The 22,823-nt window shown below is 73.8% G+C and carries 19 protein-coding genes; 5 read left to right on the top strand and 14 right to left on the bottom strand.

From position 1 onward, the window contains the following. Positions 1 to 67 precede the first annotated feature (67 nt). Positions 68 to 1,534 carry a regulator gene (locus tag ABZ478_RS29020; RefSeq protein WP_359553782.1) on the top strand — a complete coding sequence of 489 codons (1,467 nt, stop codon included), beginning with the start codon at positions 68 to 70 and terminating at the stop codon, positions 1,532 to 1,534. Positions 1,535 to 1,600: 66 nt separating this feature from the next. Here the strand turns inward: ABZ478_RS29020 and ABZ478_RS29015 are convergent, their stop codons facing one another. Further along, positions 1,601 to 2,965 carry an NAD(P)/FAD-dependent oxidoreductase gene (locus ABZ478_RS29015; RefSeq protein WP_359553780.1) on the bottom strand — a complete coding sequence of 455 codons (1,365 nt, stop codon included), beginning with the start codon at positions 2,963 to 2,965 and terminating at the stop codon, positions 1,601 to 1,603. 212 nt (positions 2,966 to 3,177) lie between these two features. After that, positions 3,178 to 4,071 (bottom strand): TIGR01777 family oxidoreductase, encoded by an 894-nt coding sequence (locus ABZ478_RS29010; protein ID WP_359553779.1) that lies wholly within the window; start codon positions 4,069 to 4,071, stop codon positions 3,178 to 3,180. 56 nt (positions 4,072 to 4,127) lie between these two features. Between ABZ478_RS29010 and ABZ478_RS29005 the strand changes: the two genes are divergently transcribed. After that, a complete protein-coding gene (locus ABZ478_RS29005; RefSeq protein ID WP_359553777.1) occupies positions 4,128 to 4,610 on the top strand; it encodes a GNAT family N-acetyltransferase in 483 nt (160 codons plus the stop codon). 36 nt (positions 4,611 to 4,646) lie between these two features. Here the strand turns inward: ABZ478_RS29005 and ABZ478_RS29000 are convergent, their stop codons facing one another. Then, complete coding sequence (locus tag ABZ478_RS29000) at positions 4,647 to 5,840, bottom strand: MarP family serine protease (RefSeq protein ID WP_359553775.1); 1,194 nt, start codon at positions 5,838 to 5,840, stop codon at positions 4,647 to 4,649. A 202-nt stretch (positions 5,841 to 6,042) separates the two neighbouring features. Between ABZ478_RS29000 and ABZ478_RS28995 the strand changes: the two genes are divergently transcribed. Both ABZ478_RS28995 and ABZ478_RS28990 read left to right on the top strand, forming a co-directional pair. Continuing rightward, on the top strand, positions 6,043 to 6,873 hold the full coding sequence (locus tag ABZ478_RS28995) for a peptidoglycan recognition protein (protein ID WP_359553773.1): 831 nt from the start codon (positions 6,043 to 6,045) through the stop codon (positions 6,871 to 6,873). Positions 6,874 to 7,017: 144 nt separating this feature from the next. Beyond that, positions 7,018 to 7,293 (top strand): hypothetical protein, encoded by a 276-nt coding sequence (locus ABZ478_RS28990; RefSeq protein ID WP_359553772.1) that lies wholly within the window; start codon positions 7,018 to 7,020, stop codon positions 7,291 to 7,293. Here the strand turns inward: ABZ478_RS28990 and ABZ478_RS28985 are convergent. The 9 genes from ABZ478_RS28985 to ABZ478_RS28945 form a co-directional block, all read right to left on the bottom strand. Further along, positions 7,283 to 7,801 (bottom strand): DUF4240 domain-containing protein, encoded by a 519-nt coding sequence (locus ABZ478_RS28985; RefSeq protein ID WP_359553882.1) that lies wholly within the window; start codon positions 7,799 to 7,801, stop codon positions 7,283 to 7,285. The two genes, ABZ478_RS28990 and ABZ478_RS28985, sit on opposite strands and share 11 nt — an antisense overlap. A gap of 56 nt (positions 7,802 to 7,857) precedes the next feature. After that, a complete protein-coding gene (locus ABZ478_RS28980; protein WP_359553770.1) occupies positions 7,858 to 8,844 on the bottom strand; it encodes a WYL domain-containing protein in 987 nt (328 codons plus the stop codon). A gap of 77 nt (positions 8,845 to 8,921) precedes the next feature. Next, the gene (aceE, locus tag ABZ478_RS28975) at positions 8,922 to 11,624 is read right to left on the bottom strand and encodes a pyruvate dehydrogenase (acetyl-transferring), homodimeric type (protein ID WP_359553768.1); all 2,703 of its coding nucleotides are present in this window, start codon (positions 11,622 to 11,624) and stop codon (positions 8,922 to 8,924) included. Between the two features lie 272 nt (positions 11,625 to 11,896). Next, a complete protein-coding gene (locus tag ABZ478_RS28970; protein WP_359553767.1) occupies positions 11,897 to 12,520 on the bottom strand; it encodes a GntR family transcriptional regulator in 624 nt (207 codons plus the stop codon). A gap of 177 nt (positions 12,521 to 12,697) precedes the next feature. Then, complete coding sequence (gene sucB, locus ABZ478_RS28965) at positions 12,698 to 14,464, bottom strand: 2-oxoglutarate dehydrogenase, E2 component, dihydrolipoamide succinyltransferase (protein WP_359553766.1); 1,767 nt, start codon at positions 14,462 to 14,464, stop codon at positions 12,698 to 12,700. A 62-nt stretch (positions 14,465 to 14,526) separates the two neighbouring features. Beyond that, the gene (gene lpdA, locus ABZ478_RS28960; RefSeq protein WP_199210267.1) at positions 14,527 to 15,915 is read right to left on the bottom strand and encodes a dihydrolipoyl dehydrogenase; all 1,389 of its coding nucleotides are present in this window, start codon (positions 15,913 to 15,915) and stop codon (positions 14,527 to 14,529) included. A 283-nt stretch (positions 15,916 to 16,198) separates the two neighbouring features. Then, positions 16,199 to 17,725 (bottom strand): leucyl aminopeptidase, encoded by a 1,527-nt coding sequence (locus tag ABZ478_RS28955; RefSeq protein ID WP_359553764.1) that lies wholly within the window; start codon positions 17,723 to 17,725, stop codon positions 16,199 to 16,201. 166 nt (positions 17,726 to 17,891) lie between these two features. After that, positions 17,892 to 18,539, bottom strand: coding sequence for an RDD family protein (locus ABZ478_RS28950; protein ID WP_359553880.1), 648 nt, complete (start codon positions 18,537 to 18,539; stop codon positions 17,892 to 17,894). Between the two features lie 57 nt (positions 18,540 to 18,596). Continuing rightward, positions 18,597 to 19,382 (bottom strand): adenosylcobinamide-GDP ribazoletransferase, encoded by a 786-nt coding sequence (locus ABZ478_RS28945; protein WP_359553762.1) that lies wholly within the window; start codon positions 19,380 to 19,382, stop codon positions 18,597 to 18,599. Positions 19,383 to 19,473: 91 nt separating this feature from the next. On the opposite strand from ABZ478_RS28945, the gene ABZ478_RS28940 reads away from it, so the two are divergent. Continuing rightward, positions 19,474 to 20,238 (top strand): hypothetical protein, encoded by a 765-nt coding sequence (locus ABZ478_RS28940; RefSeq protein WP_359553760.1) that lies wholly within the window; start codon positions 19,474 to 19,476, stop codon positions 20,236 to 20,238. A 62-nt stretch (positions 20,239 to 20,300) separates the two neighbouring features. Here the strand turns inward: ABZ478_RS28940 and ABZ478_RS28935 are convergent, their stop codons facing one another. Together ABZ478_RS28935 and ABZ478_RS28930 are read right to left on the bottom strand one after the other, a co-directional pair. Continuing rightward, the gene (locus ABZ478_RS28935) at positions 20,301 to 21,014 is read right to left on the bottom strand and encodes a hypothetical protein (protein ID WP_359553758.1); all 714 of its coding nucleotides are present in this window, start codon (positions 21,012 to 21,014) and stop codon (positions 20,301 to 20,303) included. Positions 21,015 to 21,024: 10 nt separating this feature from the next. Then, on the bottom strand, positions 21,025 to 22,803 hold the full coding sequence (locus tag ABZ478_RS28930; RefSeq protein WP_359553756.1) for a phosphatidylglycerol lysyltransferase domain-containing protein: 1,779 nt from the start codon (positions 22,801 to 22,803) through the stop codon (positions 21,025 to 21,027). Between the last annotated feature and the right edge of the window lie 20 nt (positions 22,804 to 22,823).

Below are 22,823 nucleotides of genomic sequence, written 5' to 3'. Positions count from 1 at the left end.
CATAAGGGCTGCTCACCGGCAATCCGGGTACTTCAGCAGAGCCGTAAGGCAGGAGAACGCACCGCAGATGACGGACCGACCCGCGCAGCGCACCCCCAACCGCCAGCTCGCCGCGCTCATCGCAGAAGCGGGGTTCTCCAACGCGGGTCTGGCCCGTCGCGTCGACCAGCTCGGCCTGGAGCACGGGCTGGACCTCAGATACGACAAGACCTCGGTCACCCGCTGGCTGCGCGGCCAGCAGCCCCGGGGGACCACGCCCGCGCTGATCGCCGAGGTGTTCACACGCCGGCTCGGGCGCCGGCTCACGGCCCAGGATCTCGGTCTGGACGCGTGTGCGCCGGTGTACGCCGGGCTCGAGTTCGCGGCCACCCCGGAGGAGGCCGTCGACATCGTCAGCGGGCTGTGGCGCAAGGACTCCGGCAGCCACGCCGAGCTGCGCAAGATCGCCTTCACCCCGGCCGGCCTCGTCGTGCCCAGCCGGGACTGGCTGATCGGCAAGGCCGACGACCGGGTGGCCCGCGAGCCGGTGGCCCGGGTGCCCGCCCAGGGCCGCCCGGCCGCCGTCAGGAGCCGGCTGGAGGCGGTGACCGCCCCGGCCCGGCCGCGCGGCCAGGCCGAGCGGGCGCCCGGCCACCGGGTCACCGGCGGTGACATCGCCGCGCTGCGCTCGGTCGGCGAGCTGTTCCGCACCCTCGACGACGCCTACGGCGGCGGTCACGCCCGGCAGGCCCTCGTGCGCTACCTGGAGCACGAGTGCGAGCCGCTGCTGCGCGGCGCCTACGACGAGCAGACCGGGCGGCGCCTGTTCGCGGCGTCCGCCGACCTCACCCGGCTCGCCGGCTGGACCTCGTACGACATCGGGGCGCACGGGCTCGCCCAGCGCTACTTCGTGCAGGCCCTGCGGCTCGCCCAGGCGGCCGGCGACCGGGCCTACGGCTCCTACGTGCTCGTCACCATGAGCCGCCAGGCCGTCTACCTCGGGCACGGCAGGGAGGCCGTGCAGCTCGCGCGGGTGGCGCAGCAGGGCGTCGGTTCCGGCGCCCCGTCGGTCGTGCAGGCGCTGCTGCACGCCGCCGAGGCCCGTGCGCACGGGGTCCTGGGCGAGGTGCGGGCGTGCACCGGGGCGCTTGTGCGGGCCGAGCGCGCCCTGGAGGCGGCCCGGCCCGGGGACGAGGTGCCGTACTGGGCCCGGTTCTTCGACGAGGCGCAGCTCGCCGACGAGTTCGGGCACTGCCACCGCGATCTCCAGCAGTTCCGGGCGGCGGCGCAGCACGCCGAGCGCTCCCTGCAACTGCGCGCCCCCGCCTACGCCCGCAGCCGCCTGTTCTGCCGGGTCGTCCTCGCCACCGCCCGGCTCGGCCTCGGCGAGCTCGACCAGGCGTGCGCGCTGGCCGCGGAGGCCGCCGGCCAGGCGGCCCAGATGCGGTCCGTGCGGGCCGTCGAGTACGTCAAGGACTTCGAGCGGCGCCTGGAGCCGTACCGGGACGCGGCTCCCGTGCGCGGCTACCGCGAGAAGGTGGCCGCGCTCGGCTAGGCCGGATCCGCGAAGTCGCGTCGCAGGCGTGACTTCGCGGACCCGGCCCAGGGGCCGCCCGGCGGATCAGGCGGCCCTCGGCAGGGTGGGCGCGGGATCCGAACGGTGCATCGACCCCGCCGCGCCCAGGTCCGCGAGGACGGCGGCCGCCGCCCGGTGGGCCGAGTGCAGGGCGCCCTGGACGGTGCTGGTGTCGCGGTGGTCGCCGCAGACGTAGAGGCCGGCCAGCAGCCGTACCGGGCGGCGCAGGTCGTGCGGGGGGCGCATGGCCGGCACCGCCTCCGGGGTGTGGTGCACCGCCAGCGTCTCCCAGCGCCGGGTCGAGGTGCCGTACAGCCGGGACAGATGGATGCGCACGGCCGTGTCGATCCCGTCGGGCGGGGTGCCCAGCACGGTCGAGGAGATCAGCACCCGGCCGGCCGGTGCCCGGCTCGGATCGACGTTGCTGAGCACCGCCGTGTGCGCGACCGGTCCGCCGCGGTCGGCGTCCAGCAGCAGCGAGGTGCCGGTCGCCAGGGCCGGCGCCGGATCGTCCGTGGTGTGGTGCAGAACCGTCACCGGGTGGAAGTCCGGGACCCTCAGGCCCGGCAGCAGCTCCGCCGCGGCCCGCGCGTCGGTCGCCAGCAGCACCGCGCGGCAGTGGATCTCGCCGTGCTCGGCGGTGGTCACCGACGTCGTGGACACCGAGGTGACCCGCACCCCGGTGTGCACGGTGCCGGGCGGCAGCGTCTGGGCCAGCGACTCGGGCAGTGCCTCGGCGCCGCCCTCCGGCACGCACAGCCGGCCGCTCGCGAAGGCGCGCAGCGCCAGGTCCGCGCACCGGCTGGACGTGGACAGTTCCGGGTCGCACAGCAGCGCGGCGAGCAGCGGACGCAGGAAACCCTCGATGGTGCGCGCCGGCACTCCCCGGGCCGCGAGCGCCTGCGCCGCGGGCAGCTCGGGCCGGGACAGCAGGCGTTCGACCGGGGTGGCGGCGATCCGGCCCAGTGCGGTGCCGAGCCGGGCCTGGTCGACCGCGCCTCCGGCCGGCGCGCCGCCCCGGCCGGGTGAGGCCGCCGGACCGCGGGGGGCGCTCGCCAGGGCGCGCACCACGTGAAGTGCGCCCCTTGCGCTCCCTGTGGCCGCCGGTGCGCCCGCGTGGTGCGTGCGCCCGTCGCGATGCAGCAGCACGCCCGGCGCGAACCGGCGCAGGGCGAGCGCGCCGAGCCCCGGCGTCAGGCGGAGTTCGGGGTACGACGTGGACAGCAGCTGTCCTATGCGGTCGAGCCGGAAGCCGTCGACCTTCTCGGTCGACATACGGCCGCCCGCACAAGGGGCGGCCTCCAGGACTGCGGTGGTTACTCCTGCGCTGGTGAGCCGGTGAGCCGCCGAGAGTCCGGCGATCCCGGCTCCCACGATGACGACGTCCACCTGGTACGCGGGCTCAAGCACGAGGCCCCTCCTGTGGTTGCGCGGCCGGTGGAGACGTCATGCCCCCAACTGGCTCCAGGGATACCCGAGTTCGGGTCGAGGTTAGGTCCCTGACCGATCAGGGGCAGTCGCGCATCAGCAGGGCACGGTCGCACGGCGGTCGCATTCGGTCACAAGAGGACTCAACAGATCACACGAGACCTCAGGAGACGCCGACGGGCCCTGACCGCCGGTCAGGCCGCGCGGATCGCGTCCTCGATGCCCGGGAACGCGAACGTGAACCCCGATTCCAGCAGCCGCTTCGGCAGCACCCGCTGACTGCCCAGCACGTCCCCGGCCATCTCGCCCAGCGCCGCCCGCAGCACCGGCTCCGGCACCGCGAACACCGTCGGCCGGTGCAGCACCCGTCCCATCGCCTCCGTGATCTCACGGTTCGTCAGCGGCCGCGGCGCGGTCAGGTTGAACGGCCCGGACGCGGTGTCGTGGTCGATGAGATGCCGGATCGCGGCGACCTCGTCGTGCAGCGCGATGTACGACCAGTACTGCCGCCCGCTCCCCAAACGCCCCCCGAGCCCCGCCTTGAACAGCGGGAACAGCCGGCCCCAGGCCCCGCCGCCCCGCGCGACCACCAGACCGGTGCGCAGGAACACCGTCCGCACCCCCGCCTCCTGCACGGGCGCCGCGGCCTCCTCCCACTCCACGCACAGCGAGGGCAGGAAGCCGTCACCGGGCGGCGCGTCCTCGTCCACCGCACGGTCACCGGTGTCGCCGTAGATGCCCATCGCGCTGCCGTTCACATAGACCCGCGGCGGGGTGTCCAGCGAGGCCACCGCCTCCGCCAGCGCGGCCGTGCCGAGCACCCGGCTGTCCCGGATCAGCCGCTTGTACTCCGGCGTCCAGCGGCGGTCGCCGATGCCCGCCCCGGCGAGGTTGACCACCGCGTCACAGCCGGCCAGCCCGGCCGCGTCCACCTGCTGTCGCTCCGGGTCCCAGCGGACCTCGCCTCCGTCCCGGGGCGCGCGGCGGACCAGGCGCACCACCTCGTGCCCGTCCGCGGTCAGGGACCGCACCAGGGCGCTGCCGATGAGACCGGACGCACCGGCCACCGCGATTCGCGAACGTTCCATGCGCCCATCCTTCCCCGCCCGGCCCGTTCCTCCCCGGTCTGCTTAAGGTGACCCCCATGCCGTCCATACGCATCGCCCTGCCCGCCGACGAGGAGGAGCTGGCCCTCCTCGACCGGGCCGCCTGGTCCCCGCTGCACGCCGTACTGCCCGCACCGAGGCCGCCGTACCCGCCCTTCTTCGACGAGCGTCACCGGCCGCAGGACTACCTCGTCGCCGAACTGGACGGACGCATCGCCGGCTACATCCGCCTCGTCCTGCCCACCGCGCTGGCCGCCAACGCGCACGTCCGCCAGATCCAGGGGCTGGTCGTCTCCGACGCGGCCCGCGGCAAGGGCGTCGGCGGCGCGCTGGTCCGGGCCGCCGTCGAGGAGGCGCGGACGCGGGGCGCGCGCCGCCTCACCCTGCGGGTGCTCGGGCACAACACCCCGGCCCGGCGGCTCTACGAGTCCCAGGGCTTCGCGGTCGAGGGCGTGCTGCCCGGTGAGTGGCTGATCGAGGGCGCCTTCGTCGACGACGTGCTCATGGGACGCGCCCTCTGAGGCCCCTGCCCCCCGAACGCGTCCGGGCCGTGCGACCTACGACGTGACGATGTGGCCGGTGTCGACCGGCGCCGTCGCCGTGGCCGCCGCCGAGGCGTCGCGCGCCACCTCGTCCGCCGTCAGCGCGTAACCCGTCTCGGCGTCCGAGGTGGAGCGGGCGAAGACCATGCCGAACACCCGGCCGCCGGCCGACAGCAGCGGGCCGCCGGAGTTGCCCGGCCGGACCGTCGAGCGGACCGAGTAGATCTCCCGGGTGACCGTACGGGTGCCGTAGATGTTCTGGCCCCGTGCCCGCACCCGGTTCGCCACCGTGGCCGCCTGCAGATCGAGGCCGCCGTCCTGCGGATAGCCCGCGACCACCGCCGGCTCGCCGCGCACCGCGCTGTAGTCGAACCGCAGCACCGGGGCGCGCAGCCGGGGCACGTAGAGGACCGCCACGTCCCGGTCCGGGTCGAAGAGCACCACCCGGGCCCGGTACGCCGGCCCGACCCCGCCCACCCGCACGCCCGGGTGGTCGATGCCCGCCACCACGTGCGCGTTGGTCATCACATGCCGGGCCGCGAACACGAAGCCGCTGCCCTCCCGGCCCTCGGTGCCGAAGGCGCCCTCGATCTTCACCGAGCTGCGTCTGGCCGCGTTCGCCGCCGCGGACGTCACGCTGTCGCCGGTGGGCCGGGCCACCTGGGCCGTCGACTCGTTCTCGAACGGGTTGAAGACCTGCGGGAAACCCGCTTCCGTCAGCGCGGAGGTGGCCCGCGAGAACCACACCGGGGTGGTCCGCGGCATCGCCTGCTGCACCGCGCCCAGCACCGCCGAGTTCCGGATCGCCGTGGTCACGGTCTGGGAGGAGGAGGCGCCCAGCACACTCGCCGCGACCCAGGCCACGGTCAGCACGGCGACCGAGTTCGCCAGCGCGCCCCCCGCGCCGTCCGCCACCCGCAGCGGGCCCCGGCCCTCCTGGTCCAGCCGACGCCGCAGCCGCAGCGCCGGCCGGGCCGCCAGCTCGTGCCCCACCACGCCCGGCACCAGCACGGTCAGCACCGCCAGCACGGTCGCCGTCGCCGATCCGCGTTCGGCGAGCCCGGTCACCCACGGCAGCGCCCACACCCCGACCGCCGCGCCGCCCACGAACCCGGCCAGGGACAGGCAGCCGGCCACCAAGCCGCGCCGGTAACCGGACGCCGCGTAGACGACCACCACCAGCGCGAGCACCAGGTCGAGCAGGTCCACGGAGCCGCCTTTCTCTCGGACCCCCTGAGATACGGGCCGGGCGGCCCCGGTGATCAGTCACGCGCGCGCGTGAGCGGCCACCCGGGCCGCCGACCGGCCACGTGTGCGTATATCCCCAGAAACGGCCTGGACAAGGACGATGGTTCCACCAGGTGGCACACCCCACATCGCGAGCACGGCGCGGCGAGCCGACAGTGGGACCATGCGCGTCCCCCGAAGAACGCCGGGAACACGCGGCGGACGGCGGCCCGCCCGCGTCCCCGGCGCCCTGCTGGTGCTGCTCGGCTGCCTCCCCGGCCTGACCGCCGTGCTGGCGCTGGCCCTGTGCGCCCGTGGCGTCGAGAGCGCCGCCCCGGTCCGCCTCGCCCGGCCCGGCGCGGACCGTGCCGCCCCGGCCCACCACGCCGCCCGGCCGCGCATACTGTCCCGCTCCGTCTGGCTGGACCAGGCCGCCGCCCCGCCCGGCCAGCCGCCCCCGCGCTACGACGACAAGGTGGTCGCCGTCTTCGTCCACCACACCGACTCGCCCAACCGGTACGACTGCGCCGACGCGCCGCGCATCATCCGTGCCCTGTACGCCGGCCAGACCGGCGGCCGGAGCTGGGACGACATCGGCTACAACTTCCTCGTCGACCGCTGCGGCACCATCTACGAGGGCCGCGCCGGAGGCGTGGACCGGCCGGTCACCGGCGCCCACACCCAGGGCTTCAACCACCGCACCGCGGGCATCGCCGCCCTCGGCACCTTCACCGCCGGCGTGCCCGTGCCGCGGGCCATGACCGACGCGATCGCCGCCCTCGCCGCCTGGAAGCTCGGCCTCGCCGACGTCGACCCGCGCGCCGGGGCCCACCTGGTCTCCAGCAACGGGCACAGCCGCTTCAAGGCGGGCACCGCCACCACCCTGCCCGCCGTGGCCGGCCACAACGAGGGCTTCATGACCAGCTGCCCCGGCGCCGCCCTGACCGCCCGGCTGCCGGAGATTAGGCAGACGGCGGCCCGGCTCCAGGGCAGGACGCCCACAGCGAGGCCATAGCCGGCCCGCAGCCCGCTCCGAGCCGCGCGCCCTACCGTCGGGCCACGGCGCGGGACGACGCGCCGCGCACCGCGCGGCACGACCCGCCGGGCAGGGCAAAGGACGGGACGCCGGGCACGGCGCCCCACGAGCGGAGGCGGGGCCATGAGCGGCGGGCGCGGGCGGTGCACCGAGCGGGCGGAGCGGGCGGGACGAGCCCGGGCGACGCGCGGGCCCTGGGCGGTGGTCCGCGCCGTCGCGACCGTCGTCCTCGGCCCGGCCGCCGTCACCGCCTCCGCCCTCGACCAGGCCAACGCCGCGCCCCCGCACCACCCCGTCAGGGCCGACACGGCCGCCCGGCAGCCCTCGGACGCCGCCCGCGGGCGGCGTCGGCGCGTGAGGCGGCCCCGGGCCGCCCGCGCCGGCACCGCTACTCCTTGAAGCGCTCCCACAGCAGGGGATAGCGCTCGGCGAGCACCCGCTCGTTCTCGAAGGTGATCGCGGTGCCCTCCGGCTCGGCCGGCGCCGGGGCGATGCCGAGGTCCGGGGCGACGGTGCCGGTGAGCTGCTCGTACGCCTCGTCCGCGGCGTAGCCCAGCTCCTCGCCGTCCCCGTCGATCTCCTCGTCGAAGTCCTCCAGCAGGTCGGCCAGGGAGTCCGGGTCGTGCAGGGCGCCCTCGAAGACCTCCCGGCCCTGGCCGATCAGCCAGCACCGGAAGTAGTCGAACGCGTCGTCGCTCGCCCCGTCCAGCAGGACCCAGGCGGCACCCCACAGGTCCCAGTGGTAGGCCCGGTTGTACCGGGCCTCGAAGTGACGGGCGAAGTCCAGGACCAGCTCCGGGTCCAACTGGAGCAGCCGTTCCACGAGCAGGTCCGCCTGCTCCTCCGGATCGCCCTCGGCGGCCTCGCGGGCCGCGTCGATCAGCTCCCAGAACTCCGTCTCGTCCATCACGGCACCAGCATCGGGCCTCCACCGGTGGGGCGCACGTGGAGTGTGGCGGATCGTTATCCGCCGTCCGCACGCCCGTAGCACGCGGCGAGCCGGGCCGCGTCCGCCGCGAACCGCTCCCGCAGACCCGCCGGCGCCAGCACCTCGGCCTCCGGACCCAGCGCCGTCAGCTGCTCGTGGGCGACCTCCTCGGACTCCACCGGCACGGTCACCGTCACCCACCCCTCGCCGTCCGGCCCGCCCGCGCCCGCGAGCGCCTCGCGCGCGGCCGCCGGGTCCACGGCGTACGGCAGCCTGCGCGCGCCCTCGGGGGACAGCCGTACGACGACCGCGGCGCGCAGGATCGACCGGGCGAACCGCTCGGCCTGTTCGGACCAGAAGGCCGCCAGATCGAAGTCCGGCACCCGCTCGAAGCGCTCGTCCAGGGCGTCGACGACGACGAACCGGTCGATCCGGTACGTCCGGAAGGCACCGCCAACGGCCACGCGCGCGCACAGGTACCAGACACCGGCCTTCAGCACGAGCCCGTACGGCTCCAGCTCCCGCTCCACCGGCCGCTCCCCGCGCCGGTACACCGTGCCGATCCGCCGGTCGGCCCACACCGCCTCGGCGATCACCGGCAGTGGCGCGGGTGTCTCCGGCTCCCGGAACCAGGCGGGCGCGTCCAGGTGGAACCGCCGGGCGGCGCTGTCCGGGGCGTCCCGCAGGGAGGGCAGCAGCGCGGCCGACACCTTCAGCCGGGCCGCGGAGGCGGCGTCCTGCAGCCCCATCTCCCGCAGCGCGCCCGGCACCCCGCTCAGGAACAGCGCCTCGGCCTCGGTGCGCGCCAGCCCCGTCAGCCGCGTCCGGTACCCGCCGACCAGCCGGTACCCGCCGGCCCGCCCCCGGTCCGCGTACACCGGCACGCCCGCCTCCGACAGCGCCTGCGCGTCCCGGGTGACCGTCCGCTCCGACACCTCCAGCTCCCGCGCCAGCTCGGCGGCGGTCATGGAGGGCCGGGACTGGAGGAGGAGCACCATCTTGATGAGGCGGGCGGCGCGCATGGCCTCATGATGCCGGGGGCCACTGACAGCGGAAGGGGTACGGCGGTCGCCGTACCCCTTCCGGAAGATGCCGGTGCCTACAGGCCGTACTTCGCCCGGGCCTCCTTCACCGCCGTCGCCTGCACCTCGCCGCGCTTGGCGAGCTGGGCGAGCGCGGCGACGACGATCGACCGGGCGTCGACGCCGAAGTGGCGGCGGGCCGCCTCACGGGTGTCGGAGAGGCCGAAGCCGTCCGCGCCCAGCGAGGACCAGTCCTGCTCCACCCACTGCGCGATCTGGTCCGGGACCTGGCGCATGTAGTCGGAGACGGCCAGCACCGGGCCCTCGGCGCCCTGCAGCGCCTGCCGGACGTACGGCACCCGCTCCTCGCCGCGCAGCAGGGCCGCGTCGGCGTCGAGCGCGTCGCGGCGCAGCTCGCCCCAGGAGGTCGCGGACCACACGTCGGCGGCCACGCCCCACTCCTCGGCCAGCAGCTTCTGCGCGTCGAGGGCCCAGTGGATCGCCGTGCCCGAGCCGAGCAGCTGGATGCGCGGGGCGTTGGCCGGGACGGTCACGCCCGCGGACTCCGCCGTGTTGAAGCGGTACAGGCCCTTGACGATGCCCTCGTCGATACCCGGAGCGGCCGGCTTGGCCGGCTGCGGCAGCGGCTCGTTGTAGACCGTGAGGTAGTAGAAGACGTTCTGGTCCTCGCCCGGCTTCGCCTCGCCGTACATCCGGCGCAGACCCTCGCGGACGACCACCGCGACCTCGTAGGCGAAGGCCGGGTCGTAGCTGAGCGCGGCCGGGTTGGTGGCCGCGATCACCGGGGAGTGGCCGTCGGCGTGCTGAAGGCCCTCGCCGGTCAGCGTCGTACGGCCCGCCGTGGCGCCCACCAGGAAGCCGCGGCCGAGCTGGTCGCCGAGCTGCCACATCTGGTCGGCGGTGCGCTGCCAGCCGAACATCGAGTAGAAGATGTAGAACGGGATCATCGCCTCGCCGTGCGTCGCGTACGCGCTGGACGCGGCGATGAAGTCGGCCATCGAACCGGCCTCGGTGATCCCCTCGTTGAGGATCTGGCCGTTCTTGGCCTCCTTGTAGTACATCAGCTGGTCGCGGTCGACCGGCTCGTACGTCTGGCCCTTCGGCGAGTAGATGCCGAGGGAGGGGAAGAGGCTCTCCATGCCGAAGGTGCGCGCCTCGTCCGGGACGATCGGCACCCAGCGCCTACCGGTCTCCTTGTCGCGGACCAGGTCCTTGACCAGGCGGACGAACGCCATGGTGGTGGCGACGTTCTGGGAGCCGGACCCCTTGTCGAAGGCGGCGAAGGCCTTGTCGGCGGGGGCGGGCAGCGGCGCCAGCGGGTGGACACGGCGGGCCGGGGCCGGACCGCCGAGGGCCGCGCGGCGCTCCTGGAGGTAGCGGACCTCGGGGGAGTCGGCACCCGGGTGGCCGTAGGGGACGACGCCGTCGGCGAAGTCGCTGTCCTTGATCGGCAGGCCGAGCAGGTCGCGCATCGTCTTGAACTCGTCCACCGAGAGCTTCTTCATCTGGTGGTTGGCGTTCTTCGACGCGAAGCCGCTGCCGAGGGTGTGGCCCTTGACCGTCTGGGCCAGGATCACGGTCGGCGCGCCCTTGTGCTCGACGGCCGCCTTGTACGCGGCGTAGACCTTGCGGGCCTCGTGACCGCCGCGGGACAGGTGGAAGCACTCGAGGATCTTGTCGTCGCTCAGCAGCTTCGCCATCTCCGCCAGCGCCGGGTCGGCGCCGAAGAAGTCCTGGCGGATGTAGGCGGCGTCGCGGGTCTGGTACGTCTGCACCTGCGCGTCCGGCACCTGGCGCAGCCGGCGTACCAGCGCGCCCGTGGTGTCGAGGGCGAACAGCTCGTCCCAGGCCGAGCCCCACAGCGTCTTGACGACGTTCCAGCCGGCGCCGCGGAACTGGGCCTCCAGCTCCTGCACGATCTTGAAGTTGGCGCGGACCGGGCCGTCGAGGCGCTGCAGGTTGCAGTTGATGACGAAGGTGAGGTTGTCCAGTTCCTCACGGGCGGCCAGCGCGAGCGCGGCCGTCGACTCGGGCTCGTCCATCTCGCCGTCGCCCAGGAAGGCCCAGACGTGGGAGGCGGAGACGTCCTTGATGCCGCGGTTGGTCAGGTACCGGTTGAAGCGCGCCTGGTAGATCGCGGAGAGCGGGCCGAGGCCCATCGACACCGTCGGGAACTCCCACAGCCAGGGCAGCCGGCGCGGGTGCGGGTACGACGGCAGGCCGTTGCCGCCGGACTCCTGGCGGAAGTTGTCGAGGTGCGCCTCGTCCAGCCGGCCGTCGAGGAAGGCGCGGGCGTAGATGCCGGGGGAGGCGTGGCCCTGGATGTAGAGCTGGTCGCCGGAGCCGTCCTGCTCCTTGCCCCGGAAGAAGTGGTTGAAGCCGGTCTCGTAGAGCCAGGCCGCGGAGGCGAAGGTGGCGATGTGGCCGCCGACGCCGTGCTTCGCGCCGCGGGTCACCATGGCGGCCGCGTTCCAGCGGTTCCAGGCGGTGATCCGGGCCTCCATCTCCGGGTCACCGGGCAGGCCCGGCTCGGCGGAGGTGGGGATGGTGTTGACGTAGTCCGTCTCGAGGAGCTTCGGCAGCGCGACGCCGCCCGCCTCGGCACGCTCCAGCGTGCGCCGCATCAGGTAGGCGGCGCGATGCGGCCCGGCCTCCCTGGCCACGGCGTCCAGGGAGGCCTGCCATTCGGCGGTCTCCTCCGGGTCGCGGTCCGGGAGCTGGTCGAGCGCGCTCGGCTGGATGGCGTTGGGGTCGGTCATGTCGCCGCCTTCCTCAGTCGAAGGGGGTTCCCTCATCGTTAAGGGTTCGGGGTTGCCCTTGGTCTTTGGCAGGACAGGGCAGGCGGACCTCGGTGGAGGTCCGCCCGAGACTCTAACTCCGTGATCGATGATCGATCAAAGGTTGGAAGGGGAAAACTTCTCGATATCGAGAAAGTCGGCACGCGGTGCCTCGCGCGGGGGCACCGAGTGTCGTGATCGAAGGGGGTTTTCGCAGGTCGGACGGCGATTGAGCGAGGCTGCGCTCGACTGCGTCAGGCGCGCGGAGCGCAGCCCAGGACGTGGGCCTTCACCAGCTCGGCGATCCGGGGATCACGGCGCTTGAACGCCTGCACCAGCTCCTCGTGCTCCTCCGCGTAGCTCTGCTGGACCGTGCCCAGCCAGCGGATGGACAGCGCCGTGAACACCTCGATGCCCAGGCCCTCCCAGGTGTGCAGCAGCACCGAGTTGTCCGCCGCGCGGACCAGCTCCCGGTGGAAGCCGACCGTGTGGCGCACCTGGGCCGTGCCGTCGGCCCCGCGGTCGGCCTCGTACAGGGCCAGGACGTGCGGCTCCAGGGCCGAGCAGTCCCCGGCGAGGCGCTCGGCCGCCAGCTCCGCCGCGATGGCCTCCAGACCGGCCCGGACGGGGTAGCTCTCCTCGAGGTCGGCGGCGGTGAGGTTGCGGACCCGCACGCCCTTGTTGGGGGCCGACTCGATCAGGCGGAGGGACTCCAGCTCGCGCAGGGCCTCCCGGACCGGCGTCTGGCTGACCTCCAGCTCGGTGGCGATCCGTCGCTCCACGATGCGCTCGCCCGGCTGCCAGCGCCCGCTGACGATTCCCTCCACGATGTGCTCGCGGATCTGTTCGCGCAGCGAGTGGACGACGGGCGCGGTCATGGGGGGCTCCTCCCAGGGGCTGACGTTTAGACAATACGGCGGGTTCGCGCCGCGCAGAGGGTGCGCGGGGTGCTTTCACGCAGGTGAGACGAGGCTTACACGGCGCGCACCCCGACAAACGCGAACACCCCGCCCGGAACGCTCCGGACGGGGTGCCGCACTGCCTGATCAGGGAGGTCAGAGGCCGAGTTCGACCTCGAACTCGCCCGCCTCCAGGATCGCCTTGACCGCCGACAGGTAGCGGGCCGCGTCGGCGCCGTCCACCAGACGGTGGTCGTACGAGAGGGTCAGGTAGGTCATGTCGCGGACGCCGATGACCGTGCCCTCCTCGGTCTCGATGACGGCCGGACGCTTGACCGTGGCACCGATGCCGAGGATCGCGACCTGGTTCGGCGGCACGATGATCGTGTCGAACAGCGCGCCGCGCGAACCGGTGTTGGAGATGGTGAAGGTCGCGCCGGACAGCTCGTCCGGGGTGATCTTGTTGGCGCGGACCTTGCCCGCCAGGTCGGCCGTGGCCTTGGCGATACCCGCGATGTTGAGGTCGCCGGCGCCCTTGATGACCGGGGTCATCAGGCCCTTCTCCGAGTCCACCGCGATGCCGATGTTCTCGGCGTCGAAGTAGGTGATGGTGCCCTCGACCTCGTTGATCCGGGCGTTGATGACCGGGTGGGCCTTCAGCGCCTGGGCGGCGGCCTTGACGAAGAACGGCATCGGGGAGAGCTTGACGCCCTCACGGGCGGCGAAGGAGTCCTTCGCCTTGCCGCGCAGCTTCATCAGACGGGTGACGTCGACCTCGACGACCGAGGAGAGCTGGGCCTGCTCGTGCAGGGCCTTGACCATGTTGTCGCCGATGACCTTGCGGATGCGGGTCATCTTGACGGTCTGGCCGCGCAGCGGGGAGACCTCGAGCGCCGGGGCCTTCCTGGCGGCGGCCGGGGCGGCGGCGGGGGCCGGCGCGGCGGCGGCCTTCGCGGCCTCGGCGGCGGCGAGGACGTCCTGCTTGCGGATACGGCCGCCGACGCCGGTGCCCTTGACGTCGGCCAGGTCGACACCGTTCTCGGCGGCGAGCTTGCGCACCAGCGGGGTCACGTACGCGCCCTCGTCGGTCGCCTGGGTGGCGGTCGGCGCGGTCGGCGCGGTCGCCGGGGTGACCGGAGCCGGGGCCGGGGCGGCCGGCGCGGGGGCCGGAGCCGCGGGCTGGGCCGGGGCCGGAGCGGCAGCGGCCGGAGCCGCCGGGGCGGCGGGGGCCGGAGCCGGGGCGGCGGGAGCGGCCGGGGCCGGGGCAGCGGCGGCGGGCGCCGGGGCGGCCGGAGCCGGAGCGGCGGCCGGGGCGGCACCCGGGGCGCCGATGACGGCGAGCTTGGCGCCGACCTCGGCGGTCTCGTCCTCGTTCACGACGATCTCGAGCAGCACGCCGGAGGCGGGCGCCGGGATCTCGGTGTCGACCTTGTCCGTGGAGACCTCGAGCAGCGGCTCGTCGGCCTCGACGGAGTCGCCGACCGACTTCAGCCAGCGGGTGACGGTGCCCTCGGTGACGGACTCACCGAGCGCGGGCAGGACCACGTCGGTGCCCTCGGCGCCACCGGCCGGAGCGGCGGGGGCCTCGGGGGCCGGGGCGGGGGCCTCGGCCGCCGGAGCGGCGGGGACCTCGGGGGCGGGGGCCTCGGCGGCGGCCGGGGCCGGAGCCGCGGCGGGGGCGCCGGAACCGTCGTCGATGACGGCCAGCTCGGCGCCGACCTCGACGGTCTCGTCCTCGGCGACCTTGATGGAGGCCAGCACGCCGGCGGCGGGCGAGGGGATCTCGGTGTCGACCTTGTCGGTCGAGACCTCGAGCAGCGGCTCGTCGGCCTCGACGCGCTCGCCCTCGGCCTTCAGCCAGCGGGTGACAGTGCCCTCGGTGACGCTCTCACCGAGCGCCGGAAGGGTTACGGAAACCGCCATGGTTTCGGTTGCTCCTTACGAATTGCGGAAAGTCTGTGTCGTCGCGCCCGTTGACCGAAGGCTCAGTCGTGGGAGTGCAGCGGCTTGCCGGCCAGCGCCAGGTGCGCCTCGCCGAGGGCCTCGTTCTGCGTCGGGTGGGCGTGGATGAGCTGGGCGACCTCGGCCGGCAGCGCCTCCCAGTTGTAGATCAGCTGGGCCTCGCCGACCTGCTCACCCATGCGGTCGCCGACCATGTGGACGCCGACGACGGCACCGTCCTTCACCTGGACGAGCTTGATCTCGCCCGCGGTGTTGAGGATCTTGCTCTTTCCGTTGCCCGCCAGGTTGTACTTCAGAGCGACGACCTTGTCCGCGCCGTAGATCTCCTTGGCCTTGGCCTCGGTGATACCGACGGAGGCGACCTCCGGGTGGCAGTACGTCACCCGCGGGACACCGTCGTAGTCGATCGGGACGGTCTTCAGACCGGCCAGACGCTCCGCCACCAGGATGCCCTCGGCGAAGCCGACGTGCGCGAGCTGGAGCGTCGGGACCAGGTCACCGACGGCGGAGATGGTCGGAACGTTGGTGCGCATGTACTCGTCGACCAGGACGTAGCCGCGGTCCATGGCGACGCCCTGCTCCTCGTAGCCCAGGCCCTGGGAGACCGGGCCGCGGCCGACGGCGACGAGCAGGACCTCGGCCTCGAACTCCTTGCCGTCGGCGAGGGTGATCTTCACGCCGTCCTGGGTGTACTCGGCCTTCTGGAAGAAGGTGCCCAGGTTGAACTTGATGCCGCGCTTGCGGAAGGCGCGCTCGAGCAGCTTCGAGCTGTTCTCGTCCTCGACCGGGACGAGGTGCTTCAGGCCCTCGACGACCGTGACGTCGGCGCCGAAGGACTTCCACGCCGAGGCGAACTCGACACCGATGACACCGCCGCCCAGGATGATCGCGGACTTCGGCACGCGGTCCAGGACGAGGGCGTGGTCGGAGGAGATGATCCGGTCGCCGTCGATCTCCAGGCCCGGCAGCGACTTCGGCACGGAGCCGGTCGCCAGCAGGACGTGGCGGCCCTGGATCCGCTGGCCGTTCACGTCGACGGAGGTGGGGGAGGACAGCCGGCCCTCACCCTCGATGTACGTCACCTTGCGGGAGGCGACGAGACCCTGCAGGCCCTTGTACAGGCCGGAGATGACACCGTCCTTGTACTTGTGGACCCCGGCGATGTCGATGCCCTCGAAGGTGGCCTTGACGCCGAACTGCGCGCTCTCGCGGGCCTGGTCGGCGACCTCGCCCGCGTGCAGCAGGGCCTTGGTGGGGATGCAACCCCGGTGCAGGCAGGTGCCGCCGACCTTGTCCTTCTCGATCAGGGCGACGTCCAGGCCCAGCTGCGCCCCGCGCAGGGCCGCGGCGTAACCACCGCTACCACCGCCGAGGATCACTAGGTCGAAAACGGTGCTGGCGTCGTTCGCCACGTCACGTCCTCCATGCATGTGCGCCTTGCGCCGATCTCCGATGACCGGCGGGCGGCTGGTGTCCGGCCGCTTGATGCTTCGGCCCTTCGGTGGGGGCCCTGTCCTGCCGGGCTCCATCTTTGCACTTGTTCGAGGCGGACGAGACGCGGGGCCTGAGTGTGAGACACCCCACGTACCCCCGCAATCGAAGGCGAGCGGGGGCGCGGGCGTGGGGACCGGGCGACCGGTCCCCACGCCCCCGCGGCCGCCCCGCGAGGGGGCGGCCCGGGCTACCGGGCGCTCATCAGCCCAGGTCACCCGCTGCGGTCAGCTCGGCGAGCCGCACCAGCGTGCGGACGGCGGAACCGGTGCCGCCCTTCGGGGTGTAGCCGAACGGGCCGCCCTCGTTGAACGCGGGACCCGCGATGTCGAGGTGCGCCCAGGTGATCCCCTCGCCCACGAACTCGCGCAGGAAGAGGCCGGCGACCAGTCCGCCGCCCATGCGCTCACCCATGTTGGCGATGTCGGCGACGGACGAGTCCATGCCCTTGCGCAGGTGCTCGGGCAGCGGCATCTGCCACGCGGGCTCGCCGACCTCCTCGGCCGCCTCGTGCAGCGCGGAGCGGAACGCGTCGTCGTTGGCCATGATGCCGAAGGTCCGGCTGCCCAGCGCCAGCACCATCGCGCCGGTCAGCGTGGCGACGTCCACGATTGCGTCCGGCGCCTCCTGCGAGGCCGCCCACAGCGCGTCGGCGAGCACCAGCCGGCCCTCGGCGTCGGTGTTGAGCACCTCGACCGTCTTGCCGCTGTACATGTTCAGCACGTCGCCGGGGCGGACGGCGGTACCCGAGGGCATGTTCTCGGCCAGCGCCAGCCAGCCGGTGACGTTGACCCTGAGGCCCAGCCGGGCGGCGGCGACGACCGCGGCGAACACGGCGGCGGCACCGCTCATGTCGCACTTCATCGTCTCGTTGTGGCCGGCCGGCTTCAGCGAGATGCCGCCCGAGTCGTAGGTGATGCCCTTGCCGACGAGGGCGAGGTGCTTGTCCGCCTTCGGGTGCGAGTAGGACAGCTTGACCAGGCGCGGGGTGGCCGCCGAGCCGCCGCCGACGCCCAGGATGCCGCCGTAGCCGCCCTTGACGAGGGCCTTCTCGTCGAGCACCTGGATCTTCAGGCCGTGCTCCTTGGCCGCGCTCTGCGCGACCCCGGCGAACGCCTGCGGGGTGAGGTCGTTCGGCGGCATGTTGATCAGGTCGCGGGCGCGGTTCAGCTCCTCGCAGACCGCGACGGCACGGGCCACGGCGCCCTTGTGGGCGGCGTCGCGCGGCTTGCCGCCGAGCACCACGGCCTCGGCCAGCGGGGCCTTGCCGTTCTTGGCCCGCGCGTCCTTGGCGCTCTCCTTGTACGTGTCGAAGGCGTACGCGCCGAGCAGCACGCCCTCGCCGATCGCGCCGATGGCACCGGGGCCGTCGACGGGCAGCGCGAACGCGGCCTTGCGGGCCCCGGTCAGGGTCCGGGCGGCCACGCCGGCGGCCTTGCGCAGGGCCTCCGCGTCGTATCCGGCGTCCTTCTCGGGCTCCGCGCCCAGGCCCACCGCCACCACGAGCGGCGACTTGAAGCCGGCGGGGGCGGGCAGCTTCGTCAGCTCGCCCTCGGCACCCGAGGCGCCGAGGGTCTCCAGGACGCCGGCCAGCTTGCCGTCGTAAGCCTTGTCCACGGCCTCGGCGCCCGGCGCGACGACGGGCCCCTTGGCACCCTTGGCGACACCGATCACGATCGCGTCGGCCCGCAGGCCGGGCGCCGCGGAGGTGCTGAGAGTCAGAGCAGTCACGGTGGTGAGATCTCGCTTCCGATGTGAAGTTGCTGTGGCCGAAAAGGGGTGGGTCGACCGGGCCCGACAGCCGACCCTAGGCCCAGGCCTGGAGGCAGGCGGCAACCGGGGCCTTCACCCTGCCGGCGAACACCCGCAACGAGACTACGCGCGTACGCCCGTTCCCTCAGCCCTGTGGGTGGTCCCCGGGCCATGCCCTGGGGTAATCCCTCGGCCATGCCGTCGGGTAATCCCTATCCCCGAGATCCCCGGCGCGGAGGGCCACCGCGGCGACCGACGTGCCGGCCAGCCGGTCGGCGAGGGAGCGGCGGCCGGGGGAGAGCACCGGCAGCGCGTTCACCAGGAAGAGCGTCACGGCGGCCGCCCACACCAGCACGGACAGCAGGAACTGACCCTCGATCAGCAGCACGCAGGCCAGGGCGTACACGGCGACGTCGGCGGCGGTGGTGACGGCGGCCCGGCGCAGCGCCCGGCGGGACAGGCGCGGGGTGACCCGCAGGCCGAGCAGGCCCTTGCCGAGGGTGCGGCCGAGCAGCGCGAGACAGGCCCACTGGTAGAGGAAGGCGGCGAGCACGAGCGCCCCGAAGGCCTCCTCGACGTCCAGCACCGCCTCGTTCCACAGCGAGAGGCCGACCGTCTCGGAGGCGTCGAGGACGTCACCGCGCGAGGTCAGCAGGTCGAAGCCGCCGCGTGTGGCCAGCTCCGGCACGTCGGTGACGAGCGCGGTGATCCGGTGGAAGGTGAGCGCGGCCAGCAGCCAGGCCGCCGTCAGTACCAGCGCGAAGTCGATGAACCAGGCCAGGGCGCGGCGCATGGTCAGCACGGATGATCCCCCCGATCGATCCTGTCCGTCCGTGTACGGACGAAGAGACTAGCGACCGAAGGACAGCACCACGAGGGCGCTCGTCGCGGCCGTCTCCGCGAGCGCGCCGAACACGTCGCCGGTGACCCCGCCGAAGCGCCGGACGCAGTGGCGCGACAGGAGTTCGGCGGCGGCCAGGGAGAGCGCCACGGCGGCCGCGGCGCGCAGGGCCCCGTACGGACCGAGGGCCGCGCCCCACGCGGCCGAGGCGACCGTGACGGCGGCCGCCACGGCCAGCGCGCCCGGCACCGGAACCACCCCGGCGACCGCCGCGCCCAGCCCCTCCGGGCGGGCGGCGGGCACCCCGGTGCGTGCGGCCAGGGTGAGCGCCAGCCTGGCCGCGACCGCCGAGGTCAGCGCGGCGGTGGCGCCCCGGGTCCAGGAGTCGCCGTAGAGCTGAGCCAGCGCGGCGACCTGGGCCAGCAGGACGAGCAGGAGGGTGATGACGCCGAACGGCCCGATGTCCGACCGCTTCATGATCCGCAGCGCGTCCTCGGCCGGCTTGCCGCTGCCCAGTCCGTCGGCGGTGTCGGCGAGCCCGTCGAGGTGCAGTCCACGGGTCAGCGCGGCCGGTACGGCCACCGAGGCCACGGCGGCGAGCAGCGGGCCGGCGCCCAGCAGGAGCAGCAGCAGTCCGAGCCCGGCCGCGCAGACGCCGACGGCCAGTCCGGCCACGGGGGCGTTCAGCATGCCCCCGCGGGCGGCCTCCCGGTCCCAGCGGTGCACCCGGACGGGCAGCACGGTGAGCGTGCCGAAGGCGAAGCGGAGGCCGTGGAGAGCGGGGGTCCTGGACACCGGCGCAGGGTACCGGGCGCCGGCCCGGCTCCCGGCGGGTGATCGGACGAACGGCACTGAGGGTCGGGGCAATTCCGGGTAATGTGCGCACATGGGGCACTGGTGGGAGCGGAACATCCTGGAGCCGGGCAAGCTCCCGCTGCTGCTCGCCCTCGCCGCCTTCGTGCTGACCTTCGTCGTCACCCGGGTCATCACCCGGCTGATCCGGGCCGGCAAGGGCCCGTTCGGGAACGTCGAGGCGGGCGGGCTGCACATCCACCACGTGGTCCCGGGGGTGGTGCTCACCGTCGTCGGCGGGTTCGGCGCGGTCGCCAGTGGCCGCAACGGCGTCGGCGGGACCGTCGCGGCCGTGGTCTTCGGAATGGGCGCGGGCCTCGTCCTGGACGAGTTCGCGCTGATCCTGCACCTCGACGACGTCTACTGGACCGCGCAGGGCCGCAAGAGCGTCGAGGCGGTCGTCCTCACCGCCGCCCTGGTGGGCCTGCTGCTGGCCGGCTTCGTGCCGTTCGGCGTCAACGACCTGTCCGAACAGGAACTGCAGGACCGCGGGAGCGTCATCAGCACCATCGCCGTGAACTTCCTCTTCGCGCTGATCGCCCTGAGCAAGGGCAAGGCCCGCCTCGCGGTCTTCGGCGCGGTCGTGCCGCTGGTCGCGCTCGTCGGCGCGATCCGGCTGGCCCGCCCCGGCTCCCTGTGGGCCCGCCGCTTCTACGGCCGCCGCCCCCGCGCCCGTGCCAAGGCCGCCCTGCGCGCCTACCGCCACGACCGCCGCTGGTCCGGCCCCCGCCGCGCCGTCCAGGACTGGATCGGCGGCAAACCCGACCCCCGCCCGACCCGACTGCCGGGGCCCCACTGACGCTCCGCGCGAGGGCGGGACGCGGCCCGGCGTTCGTCGCCGGGCCGGGATCGACGCGGTGCTCAGGGGCGGACGGCGGGTGGGGTGGCGCTCGGCTCGGCAGGCGCGACGGCGAGGGTGGGGTGGGTGCGGCGGTGGCGCAGGGCTGCGGACAGACAGAGGGTGCCGACGCCCATCAGGGCGGCCAGGTGCTCCTTGCCGGCCAGGTTCTCCTTCAGCAGCACCTCGACCACCATCGCCGTGGTCACCGCGCCCACCGTGACATGGGCGCCGTAGCGCCAGGCCACGTACACGGCGAGGCCGACCACGGCCGCCGAGGGGCCGGTGTCCACCACCCGGGCGTCCGAGGCGGGCAGACCGAACGGGGCGTGCGGGCCGAGGGCGATGCCGATCCGCGCGTACAGCGTCCCGGCTAGCGTGGCGACGTACGCGACCGCCAGCGTGCGCCACCGGCCCAGACAGATCTCGGCGATCCCGAACACGAACAGGATCTGCGCGAGCGCCCCCCACACGGGCAGGTCCAGCGCCGGCACGAACAGCGACAGCGGTGTGCGTAACAGCGCCTGCCACAGCGGGTCCTCCGCCCGCACCGCGCCCGCGTCCTGCACGAGCCGGTAACCCCACGGCTGGTTCTGCGCGTACTGCAGCAGCGCGGTCAGGCACACCGCCCCGGCCGCCATCGGCGCCGCCCGCAGCCGCCGTTCGCGCAAGGGGTCGCGCACGGCGACGTACAAGGGCCCCCACTCGGCGCGGACCCAGCGGGCGAGCCTCTCCATCAGGCGTTCCTCATCTGTGCGTCTCCAAGTGCCTGCGATGCAGCCACTTGGGCAGTCCAGGGGCTTCCAGGAACCCCTCCGCCCGCGCCGACGCGAGGCCGATGCGCAGCAGGTCCGCGCTCTTCTCGAAGAGCAGGAACCGCGGTTCCCAGATGGGCCGGTACTTGGCGTTGGCGCGGTACAGCGACTCGATCTGCCACCAGCGGGAGAAGAAGCTGAGCAGTGACCGCCACAGCCTCAGCACCGGACCGGCACCGAGGCGCGCGCCACGTTCGAAGACCGAGCGGAACATCGCGAAGTTCAGTGAGACCTGCGTGATCCCGATCTCCCGGGACCGCCGCAGCAGCTCGATGACCATGAACTCCATCAGCCCGTTGTCGGAGTCCCGGTCCCGCCGCATGAGGTCGAGGGACAGCCCGTGCGGCCCCCAGGGCACGAAGGAGAGCAGCGCCCGCAGCCTGCCCTCGGCGTCCGTGCACTCCAGCATCACGCACCGGCCGTCCTCGGGGTCCGCGAGCCGCCCCAGCGCCATGCTGAAGCCGCGCTCGGTGGCCCCGTCGCGCCAGTCGTCGGCGCGCTCCACGAGGTACGCCGTCTCCGCCGCCGGGATGTCCTCGTGCCGCCGGATCCGCACCCGGTACCCGGCCCGCCGCACCCGGTTGTACGCCTGCCGGACGGTCCGCATCGCCCGCCCCTCGAGGGTGAACTCGGCGACCTCCACGATCGCCTCGTCACCGAGTTCCAGCGCGTCCAGGCCGTGCCGGGCGTAGACCGTCCCCGCCTCCTCGCTCGCCCCCATCACGGCCGGGATCCACCCGTGCGCCCGCGCCTCGGTCAGCCACGGCGCGATGGCCCCGGGCCACGCCTCCGGATCGCCGAGCGGATCGCCGGAGGCGAGGCTCACCCCGCCGACGACGCGATAGGCCACGGCCGCCTTCCCGGTCGGCGACCAGACCACGCTCTTCTCCCGGCGCAGCGCGAAGTAGCCGAGCGAGTCCCGCTCCCCGTGCCGCTCCAGCAGCGCCCGCAGCCGCTTCTCGTCGTCCTCGGTGAGCGGGTCCACGGCGCGCCGGGAGCGGAAGGCGGCGTAGAACACGGCCAGGACGAGCGCCGTGCTGAGCACGTTGACGGCCACGTTGGCCCAGTTGGGCGGGTCGATCCCGGGGAAGCGGCTCTCGTCCGCGGCCACCGAGATCAGCCGCAGCGTGCCGTAGTGCCAGCGCTCCAGGAACGTCGAACGGGCCGCGTCCGGCGCCTGGTTGGTGACGGTGACCAGCACTCCGGCCAGCAGCGAGGCGAGCAGACCGCCGCCCACCGCCACGGTCGCGGCCAGCCGCGGGTTCGACCGGTCACCCTTGGCGTAGAACTCCCGCCGGCCGGCCAGCAGCGCCCCGGTGAAGACGGCCGTGAGCGCCAGGGAGACCCAGTTCTGCGTGTACTGCCGGATCTCCGGGAACGCCATGGCGAAGGCGAACAGGGCGAGGAACGACCCGCTCAGCACCAGGTTCAGGATCCATGCGGCCCGCTTGCGCCGCCGCATGGTGATCGCCAGGAACGTGGTGAACACGCCCGAGGCGAAGCCGGCGGTGAGCAGATACGGCGTGAAGAAGTTCTCCTGGTTGTGCCGGCGCACGTCCTGCCCCAGCGAAACCCACACCGCGCTCAGGAAGTTGACGAAGGCGACGGCCCGCAGGTACCAGACGGCGAAGGCGGCGGCCCGGCGGGAGGCACCGCCGGACCGCCGCCCCGGTTCGGCCTGCTGCTCCACGGCATTTCGGGCATCTCCCATGAGAGGGGATCATATGTGCG

The organism is Streptomyces sp. NPDC005706, from assembly GCF_040631045.1.
In the GTDB taxonomy this organism is placed as follows: Bacteria; Actinomycetota; Actinomycetes; order Streptomycetales; family Streptomycetaceae; genus Streptomyces.
Note: the sequence above shows the minus strand (reverse complement) of the source record. Positions and strands in the feature narration are given on the sequence as shown.

Excerpts from the sequence above, each read along its gene's own strand:
- ABZ478_RS28980 (WP_359553770.1), bottom strand. The coding sequence starts at position 8,844 with ATGCGCGCCGCCCGCCTCATCAAGATGGTGCTCCTCCTCCAGTCCCGG.
- ABZ478_RS29010 (WP_359553779.1), bottom strand. The coding sequence starts at position 4,071 with ATGGAACGTTCGCGAATCGCGGTGGCCGGTGCGTCCGGTCTCATCGGC.
- ABZ478_RS28935 (WP_359553758.1), bottom strand. The coding sequence starts at position 21,014 with ATGGAGAGGCTCGCCCGCTGGGTCCGCGCCGAGTGGGGGCCCTTGTAC.
- ABZ478_RS28940 (WP_359553760.1), top strand. The coding sequence starts at position 19,474 with ATGGGGCACTGGTGGGAGCGGAACATCCTGGAGCCGGGCAAGCTCCCG.
- ABZ478_RS29020 (WP_359553782.1), top strand. The coding sequence starts at position 68 with ATGACGGACCGACCCGCGCAGCGCACCCCCAACCGCCAGCTCGCCGCG.
- sucB (WP_359553766.1), bottom strand. The coding sequence starts at position 14,464 with ATGGCGGTTTCCGTAACCCTTCCGGCGCTCGGTGAGAGCGTCACCGAG.
- ABZ478_RS28950 (WP_359553880.1), bottom strand. The coding sequence starts at position 18,539 with ATGCGCCGCGCCCTGGCCTGGTTCATCGACTTCGCGCTGGTACTGACG.
- ABZ478_RS29005 (WP_359553777.1), top strand. The coding sequence starts at position 4,128 with ATGCCGTCCATACGCATCGCCCTGCCCGCCGACGAGGAGGAGCTGGCC.
- ABZ478_RS28995 (WP_359553773.1), top strand. The coding sequence starts at position 6,043 with ATGCGCGTCCCCCGAAGAACGCCGGGAACACGCGGCGGACGGCGGCCC.
- ABZ478_RS28990 (WP_359553772.1), top strand. The coding sequence starts at position 7,018 with ATGAGCGGCGGGCGCGGGCGGTGCACCGAGCGGGCGGAGCGGGCGGGA.
- ABZ478_RS28970 (WP_359553767.1), bottom strand. The coding sequence starts at position 12,520 with ATGACCGCGCCCGTCGTCCACTCGCTGCGCGAACAGATCCGCGAGCAC.
- aceE (WP_359553768.1), bottom strand. The coding sequence starts at position 11,624 with ATGACCGACCCCAACGCCATCCAGCCGAGCGCGCTCGACCAGCTCCCG.
- ABZ478_RS28930 (WP_359553756.1), bottom strand. The coding sequence starts at position 22,803 with ATGGGAGATGCCCGAAATGCCGTGGAGCAGCAGGCCGAACCGGGGCGG.
- ABZ478_RS28985 (WP_359553882.1), bottom strand. The coding sequence starts at position 7,801 with ATGGACGAGACGGAGTTCTGGGAGCTGATCGACGCGGCCCGCGAGGCC.